Raw genomic sequence first — 19034 nt, forward strand, 5'->3', positions numbered from 1 at the left:
CTGCATGGGAGACTGTGTGGGAGAGTAGGACGCCGCCGGACTCATATTAGGAAAGGCCCCGCCGTTACCGGCGGGGCCTTTTCTCATTTCTGGGGTCTCTTCGTCGCCTGGCCTGCGCTCCGTCGCGTTGCGGTGGTCGAACCGTTGGTGGGCGTGGAGCCGCTGCTGCCCGACGAGCCCGCGTTCGCCGTGGTCAAGAACACCGACGGCACGGTCACCGTGGAGATCAACGAGTTCGTCCGGCCCAAGGAGCTGGAGAAGAAGCCGGGCCGGACCGGGTGCGGGCCGTGATCGACTACGTTCCCCGCGGCCGGAGCGGATGCCGCTGAGGCGCGACGGGGACTCGATGGGCTTCCGGGTCGACCCGAAGGACTTCGCGCCGGACGAGACCCTCGTCGTGCAGACGCACTCCGCCCGCGGCAACCCCCGCGAGGGGTACGGAGGCAGTGTCGGGGTCATCCGCGGACGTGTCGCGCCGTGTGTGCTGGTCCCGGTGGGTCTTCCCCTGCCGTAGCCGCATGGTTCCCGTCGCGGGAGCGGCCGGTCAGGGTGGGGGACGGTGGTTGTCCCAGGCCCAGGTGGCGATGCCCACGCGGTTGCGCACGTCCAGTTTCCGCTGGATGGCGGCGATGTGGTTCTTGACGGTGCCGGGGGCGAGGTGGAGGTCGGCGGCGATCTCGGCGTTGGTCCCGCCGTCGGCGACGCGTCGTGCGATCTCGATCTCGCGTGGTGTCAGGGGGGCGGCCGGGACACGGGTCGTCGTCGTGGGGCGGTGGGCGAGCCGGCGCAGGAGGCGGACGGTGACCTGGGGGCTGATGAGCGCGTCGCCCGCGACGGCGGCGCGCACGGCCTCGACCAGCAGGGCGGGGCCGGAGCGTTTGAGGAGGAAGCCGCACGCGCCGTCGCGCAGCGCCGCGTCGACGTACTCGTCCAGGTCGAAGGTGGTGACCACGACGACGCGGAGCGGGTCGGCGACGCCGGGTCCGGCCAGCGCGCGTGTCACCGCCAGGCCGTCGAGCACCGGCATCCGGATGTCGGCGAGAACGACGTCGGGCCGGTGCCGCCGGGCCAGCGCGACGGCGGCGGCTCCGTCCCCGGCCTCGGCCACCACCCGCATGTCCGGCTGGGCCTCCAGGATGAGCCGGAAGGCGCCGCGGACCTCCGCCTGGTCGTCGGCGAGCAGGATGTCGATCACGGGTTCGCCGTCCGGCCCGGCAGTACGGCGTGGACCCGCCAGCCGGGGCCGTGCGGTCCCGCGCTGAACGTTCCGCCCAGGGCCCGGACGCGTTCGGCGAGGCCGTGCAGGCCCAGTCCGCCCGCGCGCCGCGTGGAACGCCCCGGGGGCCCGGCGAGGTCGTTGGTGACGATGACCTCCAGCGCGGTGTCGGCCGTGCGGCGCACCGTCACGGTGACCGCGGTGGCGGCGGGCGCGTGCCGCCGGATGTTGGTGAGGGCCTCCACGACCACACGGTAGGCGGTGGTGGCGGCCTCGCGGGAGACCTCCAGGCCGGGATCGAGGACCAGGTCCACGTGGGCCGGTCCCGCCGCCGCGTACCGGGCGGTGAGCGAGGGCAGGTCGGCGAGGCCGGGCGGCGGCGCGAGGCCGTCCCGGCCGTCGGGGTGCAGGGCGTCGACGGCCTGGTCCATCGACGCCAGGGCGCGGAGACCGGCCTGCTCGATCCGGGCGAACAGGGCGGAGACCCGCTGTGGGTCACCGGCGACCACCTGTCCGGCCTGCGCCTGGGCGACGATGGCGCCGACGTCGTGGGCGACGAAGTCGTGCAGGTCGTGGGCGAGTGCCAGCCGCTGGTCGCGCCGTGCCATGGCGACCGCGCGCCGCCGCCGCGCCTCCAGCAGGCGCAGGTACGTTCCGCACCCCGCCGCCCCGGCCGGCCCGGCAGAGAAGATCGCGCAGGCGATCGCCGCCGTCGTCGGCGTGACGTCCAGGTCGGCCGCGATGAGCCTCAGCACCAGTGCCACGACCGCGACCCCGGCCGCCGCGCCCACCGCGGCCGCGATCCGCGGCGGCGCCCACCGGGCCGCTCCGCCGGCCAGGAACGTCAGGCCCGCCATCTCCGCGTAGCCGAGCGCGGGCACCGGCTCCGGCTGGCCGAACGCCAGGAACGCCAGGCTCACGCCCAGGGAGACGGCCGTCGCGACGCCCGCGCTCCACCGGGCTCCGGCGCCGTGGGCGGGGCGGGCCGACAGCATCGCGGCGGCCGCCGCCGTCGCGGTGGCGACGGCCGCCGGACCGTGGAACGGGGTGGCCGCGAGACCGGCCAGCGCCGTTCCCGTGGCCGGGGCGAGGAGTCCCGGGCGGCGCGGTCCGACTCGCATGGGCCCGATCCTAGGTGTCGCCGTACGCCGGGGACCCGTGCCGAACGGCACCTGTTGTGGAACGAGGCGAGGCCGAACGCCATCTGGTGGCGGGGCGCGCGCGCCGCCGAGCATCGATGCCATGCAGACGACGACGAAGCGGATCACGCCGGGCTGGGCCGTGTGGACGGCGCACGCGGCGGCACTGGCGCCCCTGCCCGCGGGGCTGTGGCGGATCGCCATGGCGGTGGGGATACCCGTGGGGTTCGACCGGGCCTGGCTCGACCGGGCGGGCATTCCGGGGCCGGGGTCGGTCTGGCCCATCGTGCTGAGCCTGGTGGCCGAGGGCTGCGCGCTCCTGGCGCTGGGGCTCATCCGGCCCTGGGGGGAGCGGGCGCCCCGGTGGCTCCCGCTCGTCGGGGGCAGGACGGTGCGGCCGTCCGCGGCCGTCGTCCCGGCGGCGGTCGCCGCGGCGCTGCTGACCGCGTTCGGCGTCGCCTTCGGTGTGAAGATCGTGCGGGTGCTCGCCGGTGCGGAGTCCGATCCGGCCTTCCCCGACGGCGCGGCGGCCGTGGTGATGAGCCTCGCCTACGTGCCCATACTGCTGTGGGGGCCGTTCCTCGCCGCGACGACGCTCGCCTACCACCGCCGGAGGCGCGCCGGCTCCGTCTGAACGCGCGCCGGGGCGGCGCGGCCCGGACTCCGTCCGACCCCGCGGGGCCCCGGGGGCGAGCCCGTCGGGTCCCCGCGGGCGGGGACCGGAGCGCCCGTCGCGCCGTCAGGTGATGTTGAAATGCAGGAGCCGGTGTCCCGCGATGACGTGGACCTCGGCGGCGAATCCCGAATCGTAGCTGGCCATCCACACCAGGAGCTCCTCCTGGATCGGGCCGGGGTCGCCCCACAGGCCGTAGAACCGCCGCTTGGTGGTGCAGATGGGGCGCAGGGTCCCGGTCAGCACCGCGTTCCAGACGGCCGCGGCGGATCCGGGGTTGTTCCCCTTCTGGTAGTCGCTGAGGGCGATGATGCCGTGCGGCCGCAGCAGGGTGCGCGACGCCTCGATGGCCGCCAGCAGGTCCTCGTAGGGCAGGATCCCGTTGAGGTGGACGAACCGGAAGCACTTGGCGTGCTGCTTGCGGAGCACCGCCCAGTCCGCCTCGTCGAACTCCGCGGTCACGCAGTTCTCGTTCTCCCGGCAGAAGCGTGTGGCGCCCATGTGGTCGGAGCCCAGCTCCATGATGTCGCCCTCACCGCAGCAGCTGTGGGACTCCCCCAGGAACCAGGCGGACAGCGCCTCATCGGTGGCCGCGCCCCTCGCTTCATCGACAGCTTGCATGGTTCCCACTCTCATTCACCTGCAGGGGTCGGGGCCGCCACCATCTCGGTCAGAGGTTTCGGCAGTTTCCTCGGGGGCTTGGTCCAGGGACCGTACAGGTAGCGCGCGGTTCCCACGAGCACCGTGTCCTCCGGGTCGTCGTTCACCTGCACGGGGAGGTTCAGTTTCCGGCACAGCCGCGCGGGCAGCCCCGGCAGCAGCGCGCCGCCCCCGGACAGGGTCAGCCCGTGGACCATCAGCTGGCTGATCAGGTCGGGCTTGCAGGAGTCGCGCAGGTCGACCAGCGCCTCGGTGATCTGGTCGGTGACCCGATCGGTCGCGGCGGTGACCTCCGCGGCGGCGACCGTGTAGATCGTCGGCCGTCCGGTGGCGACGTCCTGCCCGCAGATGTCGAACGGCGCGTACTTCCCCGCCTCGACCGCCAGGGCCTCCGCGCGCACCTTGACCGCCTCCGCGGTCTGCTCGCTCAGCACGAGCTGGTACTCCCGCAGGGCCCAGGCGACGATCGCCTGGTCGAAGCGCTGGCCGCCGACCGGGAAGGTCCGCTGGGCCCAGACCCTGCCCTTGGCGACGATCGCCATCTCGGTGGTGTGGCCGCCGAGGTTGGCCACCATCCGGGCCGCGATGCCGGCGTCGTCGCTGTGGTGGCCGAGCCCGGCCGCCAGGCTCTGGTCGACCAGCACGACCTTCCTGGCCCCGGCCTCGGCGACGACCTCCTCCATGACGCGCCGGTCCATCTGCGCCGCGCCCGAGGGGACGGCCACCGCCACGCACGGCTTGAACCGGAACGCGCGGCCGTGCGCGGCGTTCAGCAGCCACCGCACCAGCGCCACGGCGGGCTCGTACTCGGAGACCACGCCGTTCCAGAGCGGACGGACGAGCTCGGCGTCGCGCCACCCCATCTCGTAGCCGTGCAGCGCGTCGTCCCCGACCGCCAGGACCCGCCCGCTCCGCCGACTGACCATGACCACCGAAGGCGTGTTCACCTGCACACCGAGATCGGGCACGAAAACACGCGAATTAACGGCTCCCAGATCCAGGGCCGTGTCCGCGCGGGCGAACGCCGAAAGAAATTTCATATAAGATCCTCGGGTGATCTATTCATTTACATGCGGCAAAGTACCCGGCCCGGTATTCCACCGAACTCTGGTACCGGCAAAGAGATCGCTAATTCCCGGGGGTCGTTGGGCTAACGGTTTCTTCGGTGACGGTCAAGCGGTCGGCCGTCGCGGTCGCCGGACGGTCGGCGGGAAGCGCCGATCGCCCGTGTCCGCAGGCCCCGTCGTGTCCCGCTCCAAGTCTGCACAGAGATCGTCGAGAGGCAAGCGGCGCGCCGATCCCGCCGTGTCGCGCGTTCGTGGCGGCCGCCTCGGTGAAAAGTGCGGAGAAATCCGACCGGCTCCGGCGAACGCGGAGATGGCGACGCTTCCGGAATTTCCCGCCGAGTCGCACATCCGCCCGGCGCCGGTGCGCTGACGCGATTTTCGGTCCCGCCGAAACCGCGTCACGGGGTGAAGGGGGTGACAATCGCCATTGCGAGAACCGCAATCCATTAACGCCGACATGTTGTCGACTCGCGATGGCCGTGCCTTTTCGCATGGCGTTGTAACGGGCCGCGGCGGTCAGGATTGCGGCGACGGGAAACCGGCGACCGCCATTCCCGGGCGCACCGGGCCGGCCCTTCGGGGCGATCCGCGCTCCAACGGCGAGATGGCCGCCCTTGACCTCAACCGGAGTTGGGGTTGCACGCTGTTCTGACTGGTGGGGAGAGCGGAGGAGCGTGCGATGCGGGTGGTTCAGGCGGTCCGGTTCGGAGGTCCCGAGGTGCTGGAGCTGGCCGAGGCGCCGGATCCGGTGGCCGGGCCGGGGCAGGTGACGGTCGATGTCGAGGTCGCCGGAATGTCGTTCGTCGAAACACAGATGCGGCGCGGCACCGACCCCTGGCACCCCCGGCCGGAACTCCCGTACGTGCCGGGCAGCCTGGTGGCCGGTCGGGTGGCCTCGGTCGGGCCGGGGGTGGACCCGGCCTGGCTGGGACGGCGCGTCATCGCCGGAACGGGGGAGCACGGCGGTTTCGCCGAACGCGCGGTGGCCGCCGTCGAGGAGCTGTTCCCGGTCCCGGACGGGCTGGGGCTGCCGGAGGCGGTCGCGCTGCACAGCGACGGCAGCACCGCGCAGGGGCTGGTCGAAGGGGCGGGGATCCGTTCCGGGGAGTGGGTGCTGGTCGAGGCGGCGGCCGGTGGCGTCGGGAGCCTGCTGGTGCAGCTGGCGCGGGCGGCGGGCGCGCGGGTCGTCGGGGCCGCCCGCGGGACGCGCAAGCTCGACCTGGTCCGCGCGCTGGGCGCCGACGCCGTCGTGGACTACTCGGAGCCGGGGTGGACCGGCCGGGTGCTCGACGCGACCGGCGGGGCAGGGGTCGATGTGGTGTTCGACGGGGTCGGCGAGCCGATCGGGCCGGCCGCGTTCGAGGTGACCGCGCGCGGCGGGCGGTTCTCGGTGCACGGCGCCGCCGGCGGCCGGGCGACGGTGATCGACCCGGCGGAGGCGCGGCGCCGGGGCGTGGAGGTGATCGGCATCGAGCAGCTGTTCGGCTTCGGGGAGCACGCGGTGCGGTGGGCGGAGCGGATGATGGCGCGGGCGGAGGCGGGGGCCGTGCGGCCGGTCATCGGGCAGACGTTCCCCCTGGAACGCGCCGCCGACGCCCATGCCGCGATCGAGGACCGCACCGCCCTGGGCAAGACCCTCCTGCTGCTCTGAGGGCGCCCGTGCCTCATCCGGCCCCGTGCCTCATCCGGGCCCGTCCAGGGCCGGGGCGATCGTGGCGAAGGCGCGGTCGGTCAGCGCCATCCCGGCGGCGAGCGGCGGGTACAGGTCGGTCGCGGGGTCGAGTCCCAGGCGGCGCGCCAGTTCCGCCGCCAGGTCGTCGCGCCACTGCGCCTGGCGTTCCACGAAGCGCGCGCGCAGGGCGGGGGTCCGCAGGATCAGCCGGACCACCCCCAGCGCCTGGCCGGACCGGTCGACGCAGGTGGCCATGGAACTCCAGACGGCGTGCCGCAGCGCCACCGAGGGCGGTTCGGCGGCGGGACGGGCCGCCGGCTCCGCGCGGAGCGGGGAGTTCATCGGGCCCGGCGGCCTCGCCGAACTCCGCGGCGAACCCACCCGGGTGCGGCCGTCCGCCGCGGTGACCGACCCCGGGATCGGCCGGCGCCTGTGGGAGGTTTCAGAACGGCTGACCGACGTGCGCTTCGTCCTCCCCGCCCCCGTGTGAGCGCCCGTCGAGCAGGCCGAACTCGTGGGCGCGCAGGCCCGCCTGGAAGCGGGAGCCGGCGTCCAGCAGGGTCAGGATCTCGGCGACGCGGCGGCGGTAGGTGCGCAGCGACATGTCGAGGCGGCGGGCGGCCGTCTCGTCCTTGAGGCCCTCGGCGAGCAGGCGCAGGATGGCGCGGCTCTCCGCGGACAGTGCGGGCGGGCGGGTACGGCGGTGGTCGGCGAGGTCGGCGGCGGTGTCCCAGGCGGCCTCGTAGAGGGACGCGATGTTGCGGACCACGCCGGGGGAGCGGACGACCGTGTAGTCGCGCACGCCCCGCACGGGCGGTCCGGCGAGGACGGCCAGCCGCCGGTCGATGATGATCGTTTCGTGCGGGAGCGGGGCCTGGGTGATGCGGATGCGGGCGCCGCGCGCCAGGCCCTGGAGCAGCAGGCGTTCGGACTCCTCGTCGGCCAGCGCCCGCGGGGTGTAGAGCTTGCGGACGGTGATCCGGGCGGGGGTGGGCCGCGCCGCGAGCAGGCACGCGCGGAGGCTCGGCAGCGTCCAGGTGGCCGGGTCGGCGGCGGCGCAGGAGAACTCCCGGCGCGCGCCGGTGAGCAGGTGCCCCGCGCGTTCGGCGAGTTCCTCCTCGCCGCGCAGGACGACGTTCTCGTCGAGGCTCATGGCAGCAAGATGCCACGCCCTACTGCCCGGCGGACCCCGTCGGCAGGGTGGAGGCCATGACGACGAACGACGTGTACGGCGAATGGAAGCTCGGTGACCTGCGGGTCCGGCGGATGGGGTTCGGGGCGATGCGGCTGTTCGGGGCCGGGAGCCCCGAGGGCGCGGTGGAGGTCGTGCGGCGGGCCGTGGAGCTCGGCGCCGACCACATCGACACGGCCGCGTTCTACCACCAGGGGACGGTCTCGGCCAACGAGGCGATCCGCGCGGCGGGCCTCGGCGAGGACGTGGTGGTCGCGACGAAGGTCGGACCGTACCGGGGGCCGCGGGACGCGTTCCCGACCGGGGAGTTGGCGGCCGGGGACCTGCGCGGCGAGGTCGAACGCAACCTGCGCGAGCTGGGACGGGACCACCTGGACCTGGTGTACCTGCGGACGGGCGGCCTGGAGGAGCCGGACGGGCGGTCGATCGGGGAACGGTTCGCGGCGCTGGCGCGGATGCGGGAGGAGGGGCTCATCCGGAACCTGGGGGTGAGCCATGTGAGCGCCGCGCAGCTCGCCGAGGCGCGGGGGATCGCGCCGGTGGTGGCGGTGCAGAACCGGTTCGACATCACGATGGAGCGGGACGCGGCGCTGCTGGGGACGTGCGAGCGGGAGGGCGTCGCGTACGTGCCGTTCTTCCCGCTGGGCGGGTTCGGGCTGCCCGGCGACGCCCGCCTGCGCGAGGTGGCCGGACGGCACCGCGCGACGGTGGCGCAGGTGATGCTGGCGGCGCTGCTGGCGCTGTCCCCAGCGCTGCTGGCGATCCCGGGAACGGGGTCGCTCGCCCACCTGGAGGAGAACATGGGCGCGGCGTCGCTGCGCCTCGGCGCGGACGACCTGGCGCTGCTGCGCCGCTGAACCCGCCGCCTCCGATAACCCGTTGAGCGGCCCCGCCGGGCCGGGCCATGCTGTGCCGCACCCCAGCCGAACGGAGCCGCGCCATGGACGCCCCCGCACCCCTGACCGACGAGGAACTCGACGAGATCGAGGAGGCGGCCGCGGCCGCGACACCGGGCCCCTGGCACGTCCGCCAGCTCGACGACGCCCACGCCATGGGCCTGGTCGCGGTCGGCACCGTCCCCGACACCGGACGCGGCGAGCGCTGGCCGGACTTCGACCACGGGGAGATCGTGGCCGCCACCCTCGTCCAGGAGCCGCGCTACGTGGACGTGGCCGACGAGCGCTGGGACGAGAACGCCCGTTTCATCGCCAGGGCCCGCCGGGACGTCCCCCGCCTGGTCGCGGAGATCCGGCGCCTGCGCGGGCGGCCGGACGCGACCGGCCCGGCGCGCTAACCCGCCGGGTCCTCGCCCGCCGGGCCGGAGGATCCTGCCTCCTCCGCGCGGGGCAGTGCCAGGACGAAGCGCGCCCCGGGGCGACCGTCGCGGCGTTCGGTGACGTACAGCTCGCCGCCGTGGGCCTCGGCGATGTCGCGGGAGATCGCCAGGCCCAGGCCGGTGCCGCCGGCGTCGCGGTGGCGGCCCTCGGCCAGCCGCGCGAACCGTTCGAAGATCCGGTCGCGGTCCTCGGGCCGGACGCCGGTGCCGTCGTCGACGACCTCGACGAACGCGCGGTCGCCCTCGGCCAGGACGCGGACCGTGACCGCCGCGTCGGCGTGCCGGTCGGCGTTGTCGATCAGGTTGGTCAGCACCCGGGCCAGCTCGACCCGGGTGCCGCACGCCAGGACCGGGCCGGTCGCCTCGATCGTCACCCGGGCGCGGCGGGGGCGGCGCAGCACCTCCTGGTCGGTCAGCTCGTTCAGGTCCACCGGCTCGGCCGGGGGCCGGTGGTCGGACTCCAGCCGGGCCAGCGCCAGCAGATCGTCCATGATCGCCTGGAGGCGGTCGGCGTTCCGCAGCATCGCGGCCAGGGCGTCGGGCACGTCGGCGGCGCGCGGGTCGGCCAGCGCCAGTTCCAGCTCCATCCGCAGGCCGGTCAGCGGGCTGCGCAGCTCGTGGGAGACGTCGGAGACGAACGCGCGCTGCCGGGCGACCGCCTTCTCCAGCCGGTCCAGGGTGGCGTTGACGCTGCGGGCCAGCAGGTGGACCTCGTCGCGGCGGGGCGGCTCGGGCACCCGGCGCCGCAGGTCGGTGGCGGTGATCTCGTCCAGCTCGCGGCGGATCGCGGCCACCGGTTCCAGGGCGCGGCCCGCCGACCGCCAGGCGCCCAGCCCGACCAGCCCCGCGATCAGCGGGACGCCCAGCGCGAGCGCCAGCGCCAGCCCCGGGCGCGGCAGCCAGCCGGGCTCGTCCGCCACGGCGTAGACGACGCGCCGGTCCGCGCCGCCGCCGACGCGCAGGGCCACCACGCGGAAGCAGGGGCCGCCGGGCGCGTCGATGGCGCAGCCGGTGCCGTCGCGGCGGTCGTCGTCCGGGTCGGGCTCGGGGAAGTTCACCGCGGGACGCCCGCGCATCGCCGGAACGGCGGCGACCGCCCGGCGGCCCGGGTCCACCACCTGGAGCAGGTGCGACTCACCGGAGATGTCGCTGTCGAGCCGGCCCTCGCGGACCATCACCCCGACCCGGCGGCCCTCCCGCGCCAGGTCCCTCTCCAGGCCGTCGGCCTCGGACCGCCACACCAGCGCCAGCAGCGCCAGGTACAGCGGCACCAGCAGCACCAGGGTGATCAGCACGGCCCGGACGGTGATCCGCGCCCGGAGCCTCGGATCGCACAGCAGCCGACGCCGCGGACCATGCTGGTCGGCGGACCGGAGAGCCGCCGCGTCGATGACCACCTCGTCGAGTCCCTTCTGGGGGCCTTTGTCTGGAGAGTCTTGCCTGACCTGGGCAAACGGATCCGGAGGTGATCGGTAAAAGCTCGTCCACAGGCGGCCGGAACGGCGCCGCCGGACGGGTGTCGGCCAGGGAGGGTCGCCAAGGGTGGTCGAGCGGTTACGATGCGGTTGTCTCCCCGGGCGAGTGACGCGAGGTTGCCGGTGACGGACACGGCGGTGGTGCGGACGGCCGGGCGGCTGCCCGCCGAGGTGACCAGCTTCGTGGGACGGCGGCGCGAGCTGGCCGAGACCCGGCGGCTGCTGGAGGGCGCGCGGCTGGTGACGCTGCTGGGGCCCGGCGGCGTCGGCAAGACCCGGCTGGCGCGGGAGGCGCGGCGGTCGTTCCCCGGCGGCGTGTGCTTCGTGGACCTGGCCGCCGTGCGCGGCCCCGGCGTGCTCGCCCAGGCCGTCGCCGACGCCCTCGACCTGCGCGACCAGTCCACCCGGCCGCCGGTGGAGGTGCTGACCGGGCACGTCGCCGACCGGCGGCTGCTGCTGGTGTTCGACACCTGCGAGCACATGCTCGACGAGTGCGCGATCCTCGTGGAGGTGCTGCTGCGCGCCGGACCGGGGGTGCGGGTGCTGGCCACCAGCCGCCAGGCCCTGGACGTCCCCGGCGAGCACACCCTGCCGGTCGCGCCGCTGGGCGGCGAGGGCGGGACCGGGGAGGCGGTGACGCTGTTCGCCGAGCGCGCCGCCGCCGCGCTGCCCGGCTTCGCGGTCACCCCCCGACAACCGCCCCGACGTCGAGCGCCTGTGCCGCCGCCTGGACGGCATCCCCCTGGCCATCGAGCTGGCGGCGGTGCGGCTGCGGGCGCTGCCGCTGGACCACATCGTCGCGCGGCTCGGCGACCGGTTCCTGCTGACCGGCGAACGCCGCACCGGCCAGTCACGCCACCAGACGCTGCGCGACGCGATCGACTGGAGCCACGGGCTGTGCGCGCCCGCCGAACGCACGGCGTGGGCGCGGCTGTCGGTGTTCCCCGACGGCTGCGGCCTGGCCGCCGCCGAGGCGGTGTGCGCCGGGGACGACCTGCCCGCCGGACGGGTGGCCGACATCGTCGCCGGGCTGGTGGACAAGTCGGTCCTCACCCGCGCCGACAGGCGTTACCGGATGCTGGACACGCTGCGCGAGTACGGCGCGGGGCTGCTGGCGGAACGCGGCGAGACCGGGACGGCGCGGGCCCGGTTCCGCGACCACTACCTGGCCGCCGCCGGCCGGCTCGCCGCCGGCCTGTCCACCGCCGCGCAGCCGGAGTGGTTCGCCTGGACGGTCCGGGAGAGCCCCACGCTGCGCGTCCTGCTCGACCGGATGATCGACGAGGGGGACGCCGACGGGGCGCTGCGGCTGGTGGCGCGCCTGACACCGGTGTGGTTCGCGCTCGGGCGGCTGCGCGAGGCGCGGCTGTGGGGCGACCGGGCGCTGGCGACGGCCGGCGGCGACCCCGGCGCGCGCTTCCAGGTGCTGGTCCTCAACGCGCTCGTGGCGCTGCACCAGGACGACCGCGACGCCGAGCGCGCCCTGCTGGACCGCGCCGCCGCGGTCGCCTCCGGGCCCGCCGACGCCGCCTACCTCACCCAGCTGCGCGGCACCGACGAGCTGCTCGGCGGCGACGTCGTCGCGGCGGCCCGGCTGCTGGAGGAGGCCGTCGCGGGGCACCACGAGCACGGCAACCGCGACGTCATGGCGTTGAGCATCCGGCTGTACCTGGCGGGGGCGCGGCTGGTCGGCGGCGACCTGGCCGGGGCGCTGGCCACCGTCCAGGAGCTGGTGGACCTCTGCCGGGCGGCGGGGGAGCGGTGGTGCCTGTCCCACGCGCTGTGGACGCGCGGCGGCGTGCGGATGTTCCTGGGGGAGACGGCCGAGGCGGAGGCGGACCTGGCCGAGGGCCTGCGGCTGGCGGTGCCCCTGGACGCCCGCGTCGCCGTCATCTCCAACCTGGAGGCCCTCGCCATGGTCGCGGTCCGGACGGCGGAGTTCGGGCGCGCGGCCCGGCTGTTCGCCGCCGCCCATGTGCTGCGCGAGGCGCAGGGGCTGTCGGTGATGGCCGGGGCGTTCGAGGCCCTGCTGGAGGCGGACCTGGCGCAGGTGCGGCAGGAGCTCGGCGAGCGGGCGTTCGCCGACGCCTGGGCGGCCGGGCTCGCGATGACGGACGCCGAACGCGTCGCCTGCGCGCTGCGGGAGACCGCGCCGCGCGCGTCCGGGCCCACCCCCGCCGGACGCCTCACCCGCCGCGAACGGGAGATCGCCGAACTGGTCGCCGAGGGCCTGTCCAACCGGGAGATCGCCGCCCGCCTGGTGATCTCCAAGCGGACGGTCGACTCCCATCTGGAGCACATCCTGGGCAAGCTCGGTTTCACCTCCCGCACCCAGGTCGCCGCCTGGGTGATCCGGGACGGCTAGTCGAGGCCCCAGCGGGTGCGGATGGCCCGGTCCACGACGCCGAACAGCTGGTCGATCATGATGCCGATCACCAGGATCACGATCATGTAGGAGATCATGTCGGCGGTGTTGTTGAGCTCGCGGGCGTGCGACAGCAGCACGCCGAGCGAGGTGGTGTCGCCGATGATGACCAGCAGCTCGCCGGCCATCAGCGAGCGCCACGCGAACGCCCAGCCCTGCTTGAGGCCCGCCACGAACGACGGCAGCGACGCGGGCATGATCAGGTGCCGGTACAGGTTGATCCCGCGCAGGCCCATCACCTTGCCCGCGCGCAGCAGGATCGGCGGGGTGTAGTCGACGCCCGCGATCAGGCCGTTGGCGATCGACGGGGCCGCGCCCAGCACCACCACGAACAGGATCGCCTTCTCGCTGAGCTGGAACAGCAGGATCGCGAGGGGGAACCAGGCGATCGACGGCATCGTCTGCAGCCCGGTGATCAGCGAGCCGAACGCCCGCCGCAGCACCATGAACCGCGACACCAGCGCCCCGACCAGCACGCCGATCGCCACCGACACCGCGAACCCGACCAGGGCGCGCTGCATGGTCAGCCCGACCGCCGCCCAGAACGATCCGCTGGTGATCTGGTCGAAGAAGATCGGCAGGGTCTCGGCGGGGCCGGGCAGCACCCACGGGTCCTTCCACCCGCTCCACACCACCGCCTGCCAGAACAGCAGCGCGATCCCGATCGCGGCGAGCATCGGCCACGCCGCCGACCACACCCGCGTCAGCGGGGACGGTCGGGCGGTCGCCCCGGCCAGTTCCAGGGCGTCCAGGCCCGCCAGGGTGTCGGTGGGCTCGTTCTTGCGGACGTCAAGCGCCATGGCGGCCGACCTCCTCGCGCAGCCGGTCGGTGATCGTCGCCGCGAGCCGCGCGACCTCGGTCGAGTCGATGCGCCGGGGGCGCTCCATCGGCACGGGGAACTCCTCCACCACGCGGCCGGGACGGCTGGACAGCAGCACCACCCGGTCGCCGAGGCGCACCGCCTCGCGGACGTTGTGGGTCACGAACAGCACGGTCAGCCCGCGCTCCCGCCAGATCCGTTCGATCTCGTCGTGCAGCAGGTCGCGGGTCATCGCGTCGAGGGCGCCGAACGGCTCGTCCATCAGCAGGACGGTGCCGCGCTCGTCGCCCCCCTCGGCCACCGTCAGCGCCAGCGCGCGGGCCAGCGCCACGCGCTGCCGCATGCCGCCCGACAGCTGGTGGGGCCGCTTCTTGGCGAAGCCGCCCAGGTGGACCGACTCCAGCAGCTCGGCGGCGCGGGCGCGGCGCTCGGACCGGGGGACGCCGCGCGTCTTGAGGGCGAGCTCGATGTTGGCGGTGACGTTCAGCCAGGGGAACAGCGCCGGTTCCTGGAACATCAGCGCCACCCGCGAGCCGCCGACGTCGATCGTCCCGGCCGACGGCGCGTCTAGGTCGGCCACCAGGTTGAGCAGGGTGGACTTGCCGCAGCCGGACGCGCCGAGCAGGCAGACGAACTCGCCGGGCGCGACGTCGAGGGACACCTGGTCCAGGGCGAGCAGCGCGCCGCCCCCGGACCCGAACGCCTTGGAGACGCCCGCGAGCCGGACCGCGGCGGCGGTCCGGCCGGGGGCGGCCGTCCCCGTGGGGAGAGCCTGTGTCATTTGTCGCTGACCTGTGCCTTTCCGCTGGCTTTCAGCACCTCGTTGAGGGGGGAGAGGTCATAGATCCCGTTCAGGTCGGTCCTGGGCAGCAGGCCCACCTCCTCGGCGTGCCGGGCGCCCTCGGTCAGCGACGAGGCGACCGGGTCGGTGGTGAACTCGATCTCCCGGAACGCCGCGTCGAGGATCTCCGGCTTGAGCGGCTTGCCGGACAGGGCGGACAGCTGCTCGTTGACGGCCTTCTTCGCCTCGGGCTGGTTGGCGTTGATGAACTCGGTGGTCTCCACGACCGCCTGGAGCAGCTTCTTCACCTGCTCGGGGTTCCTCTTGGCGTAGTCCTGCCGCACGATCAGGTTGGTGATCACGAACTTGCCGTTCGGCCACAGCGACTTCTCGTTCAGCAGCCGCACGCCCTTGCTCTCCAGGATCAGCCGGGACGCGAACGGCTCGGGGACCCACGCGCCGTCGACGCTGCCCTGCGCGAACGTCTGGAGCGTCTGCGAGTTCTCCTGGGGGACGACCTTGACGTCGCCGGAGCCGTCCTTGTTGGCGGTCAGGCCGTTCTTCTTCAGCCAGTACCGCAGCGCCACGTCCTGGGTGTTGCCGAGCTGCGGGGTGGCGATCCGCCTGCCCTTCAGGTCCTGCGGCCCCTTGATGCCGGGCTTGACGATCAGGGAGACGCCGCCGGAGGCCGCGCCGGAGATGATGTGGACCGCCTTGCCGTGCGACTTGGACCAGGCGTTGATCGCCGGGTTGGGGCCGACGAACGTGGCGTCGACCGCGCCGGAGAACACCGCCTCGACGGCCGCCGGGCCAGCGTTGAACGACGACGCCTTCGGCGCCGCCCCCAGGTGCTTGGCGAAGATGCCCTTCTGGAGGCCGACCAGCGCGGTCGCGTGGGTGATGTTGGGGAAGTACCCGAGCCGCAGGGGCTGGGCGGCGCCGCCCTTCTCCCCGGAGCCGCCGCCACAGGCGCCGAGCGTCCCCGTCGCGGCCAGAACGGTCAGGGCGGCGGCGAGCATCCGCAGGTGAGGCCTTCGGCGCATTGTCGGTATTCCCTACTAATCAAGTCGTATTGATGTGACGAGTAGACAATGTAGGTAATTCGTTCGTCAAGTCGCTTGCCGGGAACGGGTTCGTAACGGCGGTCACACCGGCCGCGGGGCGGGGCGGCGTGCCCGCCCGGCGGCGGGCGCGCGGCCTTGGATAGGCTCAGGTGTCACCAGGCACTGAGCTGTGAGGAGATGCTGTGTCGTCCATCGAGGCCGTACTCGCCCGGGAGATCCTCGACTCCCGCGGTAACCCGACCGTCGAGGTCGAGGTGCTGCTCTCCGACGGAACCGAGGCGCGCGCCGCCGTTCCGTCCGGTGCCTCCACCGGCCAGTTCGAGGCCGTCGAGCTGCGCGACGGCGGGGATCGCTACAACGGCAAGGGTGTCACCGGGGCCGTCCGGGCCGTCAACGACACCGTCGACGAGAAGCTCGTCGGCTACCCCGCCTCCGAGCAGCGCCTGATCGACCAGCTGCTCATCGACCTGGACGGCACCCCCAACAAGGCCGAGCTCGGCGCCAACGCGATCCTCGGCGTCTCGCTGGCCGTCGCCAAGGCCGCCGCCGTCTCCGCCGACCTGCCGCTGTTCCGCTACGTGGGCGGGCCGAACGCGCACCTGCTGCCCGTCCCGCTGATGAACATCCTGAACGGCGGCGCGCACGCCGACACCAACGTCGACATCCAGGAGTTCATGATCGCGCCGATCGGCGCGGGCACGTTCTCCGAGGCGCTGCGCTGGGGCACCGAGGTCTACCACGCCCTCAAGTCGGTGCTGAAGGCCAAGGGCCTGGCCACCGGCCTGGGCGACGAGGGCGGCTTCGCCCCCGAGCTGCCCAGCAACCGCGACGCCCTCGACCTGATCCTGGAGGCCGTCCGCAAGGCGGGCTTCGCCCCCGGCCGCGACATCGCGCTGGCCATGGACGTGGCCGCGTCCGAGTTCCACGAGAGCGGCGTCTACGCGTTCGAGGGCGCCAAGAAGACCGCCGACGAGATGGCCGCCTACTACGGCGAGCTGCTCGCCAACTACCCGCTGGTCTCCATCGAGGACCCCCTCGACGAGGAGGACTGGGACGGCTGGAAGAGCCTGACCTCCGCCGTCGGGGACCGCGTCCAGCTCGTCGGCGACGACCTGTTCGTCACCAACCCCGAGCGGCTGGACCGCGGCGTCCGCGAGGGCATCGCCAACGCCCTGCTGGTCAAGGTGAACCAGATCGGCTCGCTCACCGAGACCCTCGACGCCGTCTCCCTCGCCCAGACCAACGGCTTCAAGTGCGTGATGAGCCACCGGTCCGGCGAGACCGAGGACACCACGATCGCCGACCTCGCCGTGGCGACCAACTGCGGCCAGATCAAGACCGGCGCCCCCGCGCGCAGCGACCGCGTCGCCAAGTACAACCAGCTGCTGCGCATCGAGGAGCAGCTCGACGACGCCGCCCGTTACGCCGGCGCGGCCGCGTTCCCCCGCTTCACCTGGGAGGGCTGAGCCGCCCGTGGCCCGGGACTCCGAGAACGCCGCCGCCCGCGACACCGCGGGCGGCGGCGAGCGCCGCGCCAACCCCGCGCTGACCAGCCGCGCCGCCATCCTGGCCGTGGTGGTCTGCGCCATCGCGCTGAGTCTGGCCTACCCCGTCCGGGAGTACATCGCCCAGCGCCAGGAGATCGCCGAGTTGCAGGCCGAGGAGCGCGAAGCCAGAAAACAGGTGGAACAACTCGCCCAACGCAAGCAGCAGTTGGGGGACAAGTCGTACATTGAGCGTGAGGCGAAACGGCGGCTCCACTACTGCATGCCCGGGGAGAAGTGCTACATCGTCCTGGACGGCGGCGGCGGCAACGGCCAGCAGGCCTCACCGGGCGGGCCGGCGAGCAGGCCGCCGTGGTACGAGACCCTGTGGCGGTCGGTGGAGACCGCCGACCGACCGCGCTGATCGCCCGTCCCGCCGCTCGCCGGGACGGCGGCGTTCAGGGGGCCCGGCGCCCGGCGGCGCGGAGCACGAGAACATTCAGGCGGCGCGCGGACCCGCGCCGCGAGTGGGGACGAACACATGATCAGCGAACGTGACCGGGCCGCCGTCGCGGCCCAGCTCGACCGCGAGCCGCGCGGCGTCCGCCGGGTGGCCCACCGCTGCCCGTGCGGCCTGCCCGCCGTGATCGAGACGGCGCCGCGGCTGCCCGACGGCACGCCCTTCCCGACGCTGTTCTACCTGACCTGCCCGAAGGCCGCCTCGGCGATCGGGACGCTGGAGGGCGGCGGGATCATGCGCGAGATGCAGGAGCGCCTCGCCGGCGACCCGGAGCTGCGGGCGGCCTACGAGGCGGCGCACGCCGACTACCTGGCCCGCCGCGACAAGGCCGCGGTCGAGGAGGGGATCGAACCGCTGCCCGCCGGGATGCAGAGCGCGGGCGGCATGCCCGAACGCGTCAAGTGCCTGCACGCCCTGGTCGGCCACGAGCTGGCGGTGCCGGGCGTGAACCCGTTCGGCCGGGAGGCCCTCGACCTGCTTCCCGAGTGGTGGCGGTCGGGCCCGTGCGTGTGCGTCCCCGACGACCCCGAGGAGACCCCGTGACCCGCGTAGCCGCCATCGACTGCGGAACCAACTCGGTCCGCCTCCTGATCGCCGACATCGAGGGCACGACCCTCACCGACGTCGAACGCCGCATGGAGATCGTCCGGCTGGGCCAGGACGTCGACAAGACCGGCCGCCTGGCCCCGGAGGCGCTGGACCGCACGTTCACCGCCATGCGCGGCTACGCGAGCCTGATCCGGGAGCACGACGCCGGGAAGGTCCGCGTCGTGGCGACCAGCGCGACCCGCGACGCGGCGAACCGCTCCGACTTCGTCAACGGCGTGGTGGACATCTTCGGCGTGGTGCCCGAGGTGGTCAGCGGTGACGAGGAGGCGCACCTGTCGTTCCTCGGCGCGACCCGCGAGCTGGCGTCGCTGCGCCCGGCCCGCCCCTACCTGGTGGTGGACATCGGCGGCGGCTCCACCGAGTTCGTCCTCGGCTCCTCCGACGTCGAGGCCGCGATCTCGGTCGACATCGGCTGCGTCCGCATGACCGAACGCCACCTCACCGACGGCGACCCGCCCACCCCCGACCAGATCACCGCCGCGGCCGCCGACATCGACGAGGCCCTGGCGCGGGTCCGCGCGAGGGTCCCGGTCGACGAGGCCCGGACCCTGGTGGGCCTGGCCGGGTCGGTCACGACCGTCGCCGGGATCGCCCTGGACCTGCCGGAGTACGACTCGACCCGGATCCACCTGTCGCGCATCACCGCGACCCAGGTCCACGAGGCGACCCGCGACCTCCTGCACGCGACCCGCGCGGAACGCGCCGCGATCGGCGTGATGCATCCGGGCCGGGTGGACGTGATCGGGGCGGGCGCGCTGATCCTGGACCGCGTCATGCGCGAGTACGGCTTCGGCGCGGTGGTGGTAAGCGAGCACGACATTCTGGACGGAATCGCCTGGTCCCTGGCCTAGTCGCCCCCCGGCGCGCGCGCCGTCCGTTCTTTTTCTCGCTGGTGGAGGC

21 protein-coding genes are annotated in these 19034 nt (G+C 74.0%); 11 read left to right on the forward strand and 10 right to left on the reverse strand.

Annotated features, from left to right (window positions below; genetic code table 11):
• Positions 1 to 132 precede the first annotated feature (132 nt).
• Complete coding sequence (locus HNR61_RS00005) at positions 133 to 291, forward strand: hypothetical protein (RefSeq protein ID WP_182841055.1); 159 nt, start codon at positions 133 to 135, stop codon at positions 289 to 291.
• A gap of 28 nt (positions 292 to 319) precedes the next feature.
• Positions 320 to 514, forward strand: coding sequence for a hypothetical protein (locus tag HNR61_RS00010; RefSeq protein ID WP_182841056.1), 195 nt, complete (start codon positions 320 to 322; stop codon positions 512 to 514).
• Positions 515 to 544: 30 nt separating this feature from the next.
• Here HNR61_RS00010 and HNR61_RS00015 read toward each other — a convergent pair whose 3' ends face one another.
• A complete protein-coding gene (locus HNR61_RS00015) occupies positions 545 to 1195 on the reverse strand; it encodes a response regulator (protein ID WP_312897688.1) in 651 nt (216 codons plus the stop codon).
• Positions 1192 to 2337, reverse strand: coding sequence for a sensor histidine kinase (locus tag HNR61_RS00020; RefSeq protein WP_182841057.1), 1146 nt, complete (start codon positions 2335 to 2337; stop codon positions 1192 to 1194). The genes HNR61_RS00015 and HNR61_RS00020 overlap by 4 nt, the downstream gene beginning before the upstream one ends.
• A gap of 121 nt (positions 2338 to 2458) precedes the next feature.
• Here HNR61_RS00020 and HNR61_RS00025 point away from each other — a divergent pair, with 121 nt between their 5' ends.
• Positions 2459 to 2989 (forward strand): hypothetical protein, encoded by a 531-nt coding sequence (locus HNR61_RS00025; protein WP_182841058.1) that lies wholly within the window; start codon positions 2459 to 2461, stop codon positions 2987 to 2989.
• A gap of 105 nt (positions 2990 to 3094) precedes the next feature.
• Here the strand turns inward: HNR61_RS00025 and HNR61_RS00030 are convergent, their stop codons facing one another.
• Both HNR61_RS00030 and HNR61_RS00035 read right to left on the reverse strand, forming a co-directional pair.
• Positions 3095 to 3649, reverse strand: coding sequence for a hypothetical protein (locus HNR61_RS00030; RefSeq protein WP_182841059.1), 555 nt, complete (start codon positions 3647 to 3649; stop codon positions 3095 to 3097).
• A gap of 11 nt (positions 3650 to 3660) precedes the next feature.
• Positions 3661 to 4728 carry a rod shape-determining protein gene (locus HNR61_RS00035; RefSeq protein ID WP_182841060.1) on the reverse strand — a complete coding sequence of 356 codons (1068 nt, stop codon included), beginning with the start codon at positions 4726 to 4728 and terminating at the stop codon, positions 3661 to 3663.
• A gap of 706 nt (positions 4729 to 5434) precedes the next feature.
• Between HNR61_RS00035 and HNR61_RS00040 the strand changes: the two genes are divergently transcribed.
• A complete protein-coding gene (locus tag HNR61_RS00040) occupies positions 5435 to 6406 on the forward strand; it encodes a zinc-binding dehydrogenase (protein WP_182841061.1) in 972 nt (323 codons plus the stop codon).
• Between the two features lie 30 nt (positions 6407 to 6436).
• On the opposite strand, the gene HNR61_RS00045 is transcribed toward HNR61_RS00040, so the two are convergent.
• Positions 6437 to 6769, reverse strand: coding sequence for an acyl-CoA-like ligand-binding transcription factor (locus tag HNR61_RS00045; protein WP_182841062.1), 333 nt, complete (start codon positions 6767 to 6769; stop codon positions 6437 to 6439).
• Positions 6770 to 6869: 100 nt separating this feature from the next.
• Positions 6870 to 7580 (reverse strand): helix-turn-helix domain-containing protein, encoded by a 711-nt coding sequence (locus HNR61_RS00050; protein ID WP_182841063.1) that lies wholly within the window; start codon positions 7578 to 7580, stop codon positions 6870 to 6872.
• A 56-nt stretch (positions 7581 to 7636) separates the two neighbouring features.
• On the opposite strand from HNR61_RS00050, the gene HNR61_RS00055 reads away from it, so the two are divergent.
• On the forward strand, positions 7637 to 8476 hold the full coding sequence (locus HNR61_RS00055; RefSeq protein WP_182841064.1) for an aldo/keto reductase: 840 nt from the start codon (positions 7637 to 7639) through the stop codon (positions 8474 to 8476).
• An 83-nt stretch (positions 8477 to 8559) separates the two neighbouring features.
• Positions 8560 to 8913 (forward strand): hypothetical protein, encoded by a 354-nt coding sequence (locus HNR61_RS00060; protein ID WP_182841065.1) that lies wholly within the window; start codon positions 8560 to 8562, stop codon positions 8911 to 8913.
• Here the strand turns inward: HNR61_RS00060 and HNR61_RS47185 are convergent.
• On the reverse strand, positions 8910 to 10250 hold the full coding sequence (locus HNR61_RS47185) for a sensor histidine kinase (RefSeq protein WP_312897689.1): 1341 nt from the start codon (positions 10248 to 10250) through the stop codon (positions 8910 to 8912). The two genes, HNR61_RS00060 and HNR61_RS47185, sit on opposite strands and share 4 nt — an antisense overlap.
• 943 nt (positions 10251 to 11193) lie before the next feature.
• On the opposite strand from HNR61_RS47185, the gene HNR61_RS00070 reads away from it, so the two are divergent.
• Entirely contained in the window at positions 11194 to 12795 is a 1602-nt protein-coding gene (locus tag HNR61_RS00070; protein WP_182841066.1) for a helix-turn-helix transcriptional regulator, read from the forward strand.
• Here the strand turns inward: HNR61_RS00070 and HNR61_RS00075 are convergent.
• The 3 genes from HNR61_RS00075 to HNR61_RS00085 are packed head-to-tail and all read right to left on the reverse strand — an operon-like array spanning position 12792 to position 15500.
• Positions 12792 to 13655, reverse strand: a complete 864-nt coding sequence (locus HNR61_RS00075; RefSeq protein ID WP_182841067.1) for an ABC transporter permease — start codon at positions 13653 to 13655, stop codon at positions 12792 to 12794. The genes HNR61_RS00070 and HNR61_RS00075 overlap by 4 nt on opposite strands.
• Positions 13645 to 14457: an ABC transporter ATP-binding protein gene (locus HNR61_RS00080; RefSeq protein WP_182841068.1), complete on the reverse strand. Its 813-nt coding sequence runs from the start codon at positions 14455 to 14457 to the stop codon at positions 13645 to 13647. Before HNR61_RS00080 ends, HNR61_RS00075 begins: the two co-directional genes overlap by 11 nt.
• The gene (locus HNR61_RS00085) at positions 14454 to 15500 is read right to left on the reverse strand and encodes an ABC transporter substrate-binding protein (protein ID WP_182841069.1); all 1047 of its coding nucleotides are present in this window, start codon (positions 15498 to 15500) and stop codon (positions 14454 to 14456) included. Before HNR61_RS00085 ends, HNR61_RS00080 begins: the two co-directional genes overlap by 4 nt.
• Positions 15501 to 15703: 203 nt before the next feature.
• Here HNR61_RS00085 and eno point away from each other — a divergent pair, with 203 nt between their 5' ends.
• From eno to HNR61_RS00105, 4 genes are all read left to right on the forward strand, one after another.
• Positions 15704 to 16987 carry a phosphopyruvate hydratase gene (gene eno, locus HNR61_RS00090; protein ID WP_182841070.1) on the forward strand — a complete coding sequence of 428 codons (1284 nt, stop codon included), beginning with the start codon at positions 15704 to 15706 and terminating at the stop codon, positions 16985 to 16987.
• 7 nt (positions 16988 to 16994) lie between these two features.
• Positions 16995 to 17429: an FtsB family cell division protein gene (locus tag HNR61_RS00095; RefSeq protein WP_182841071.1), complete on the forward strand. Its 435-nt coding sequence runs from the start codon at positions 16995 to 16997 to the stop codon at positions 17427 to 17429.
• Positions 17430 to 17546: 117 nt separating this feature from the next.
• Entirely contained in the window at positions 17547 to 18068 is a 522-nt protein-coding gene (locus HNR61_RS00100; RefSeq protein ID WP_182841072.1) for a DUF501 domain-containing protein, read from the forward strand.
• A complete protein-coding gene (locus HNR61_RS00105; RefSeq protein WP_182841073.1) occupies positions 18065 to 18985 on the forward strand; it encodes a Ppx/GppA phosphatase family protein in 921 nt (306 codons plus the stop codon). Before HNR61_RS00100 ends, HNR61_RS00105 begins: the two co-directional genes overlap by 4 nt.
• Positions 18986 to 19034 lie beyond the last annotated feature (49 nt).

The organism is Actinomadura kijaniata, from assembly GCF_014138665.1.
Lineage (GTDB): Bacteria > Actinomycetota > Actinomycetes > Streptosporangiales > Streptosporangiaceae > Spirillospora > Spirillospora kijaniata.

Excerpts from the sequence above, each read along its gene's own strand:
- HNR61_RS00075 (WP_182841067.1), bottom strand. The coding sequence starts at position 13,655 with ATGGCGCTTGACGTCCGCAAGAACGAGCCCACCGACACCCTGGCGGGC.
- HNR61_RS00035 (WP_182841060.1), bottom strand. The coding sequence starts at position 4,728 with ATGAAATTTCTTTCGGCGTTCGCCCGCGCGGACACGGCCCTGGATCTG.
- HNR61_RS00055 (WP_182841064.1), top strand. The coding sequence starts at position 7,637 with ATGACGACGAACGACGTGTACGGCGAATGGAAGCTCGGTGACCTGCGG.
- HNR61_RS00040 (WP_182841061.1), top strand. The coding sequence starts at position 5,435 with ATGCGGGTGGTTCAGGCGGTCCGGTTCGGAGGTCCCGAGGTGCTGGAG.
- HNR61_RS00020 (WP_182841057.1), bottom strand. The coding sequence starts at position 2,337 with ATGCGAGTCGGACCGCGCCGCCCGGGACTCCTCGCCCCGGCCACGGGA.
- HNR61_RS00080 (WP_182841068.1), bottom strand. The coding sequence starts at position 14,457 with ATGACACAGGCTCTCCCCACGGGGACGGCCGCCCCCGGCCGGACCGCC.
- HNR61_RS00060 (WP_182841065.1), top strand. The coding sequence starts at position 8,560 with ATGGACGCCCCCGCACCCCTGACCGACGAGGAACTCGACGAGATCGAG.
- HNR61_RS00025 (WP_182841058.1), top strand. The coding sequence starts at position 2,459 with ATGCAGACGACGACGAAGCGGATCACGCCGGGCTGGGCCGTGTGGACG.
- HNR61_RS00050 (WP_182841063.1), bottom strand. The coding sequence starts at position 7,580 with ATGAGCCTCGACGAGAACGTCGTCCTGCGCGGCGAGGAGGAACTCGCC.
- HNR61_RS00030 (WP_182841059.1), bottom strand. The coding sequence starts at position 3,649 with ATGCAAGCTGTCGATGAAGCGAGGGGCGCGGCCACCGATGAGGCGCTG.
- HNR61_RS00085 (WP_182841069.1), bottom strand. The coding sequence starts at position 15,500 with ATGCGCCGAAGGCCTCACCTGCGGATGCTCGCCGCCGCCCTGACCGTT.
- HNR61_RS00100 (WP_182841072.1), top strand. The coding sequence starts at position 17,547 with ATGATCAGCGAACGTGACCGGGCCGCCGTCGCGGCCCAGCTCGACCGC.
- HNR61_RS00045 (WP_182841062.1), bottom strand. The coding sequence starts at position 6,769 with ATGAACTCCCCGCTCCGCGCGGAGCCGGCGGCCCGTCCCGCCGCCGAA.
- HNR61_RS00010 (WP_182841056.1), top strand. The coding sequence starts at position 320 with ATGCCGCTGAGGCGCGACGGGGACTCGATGGGCTTCCGGGTCGACCCG.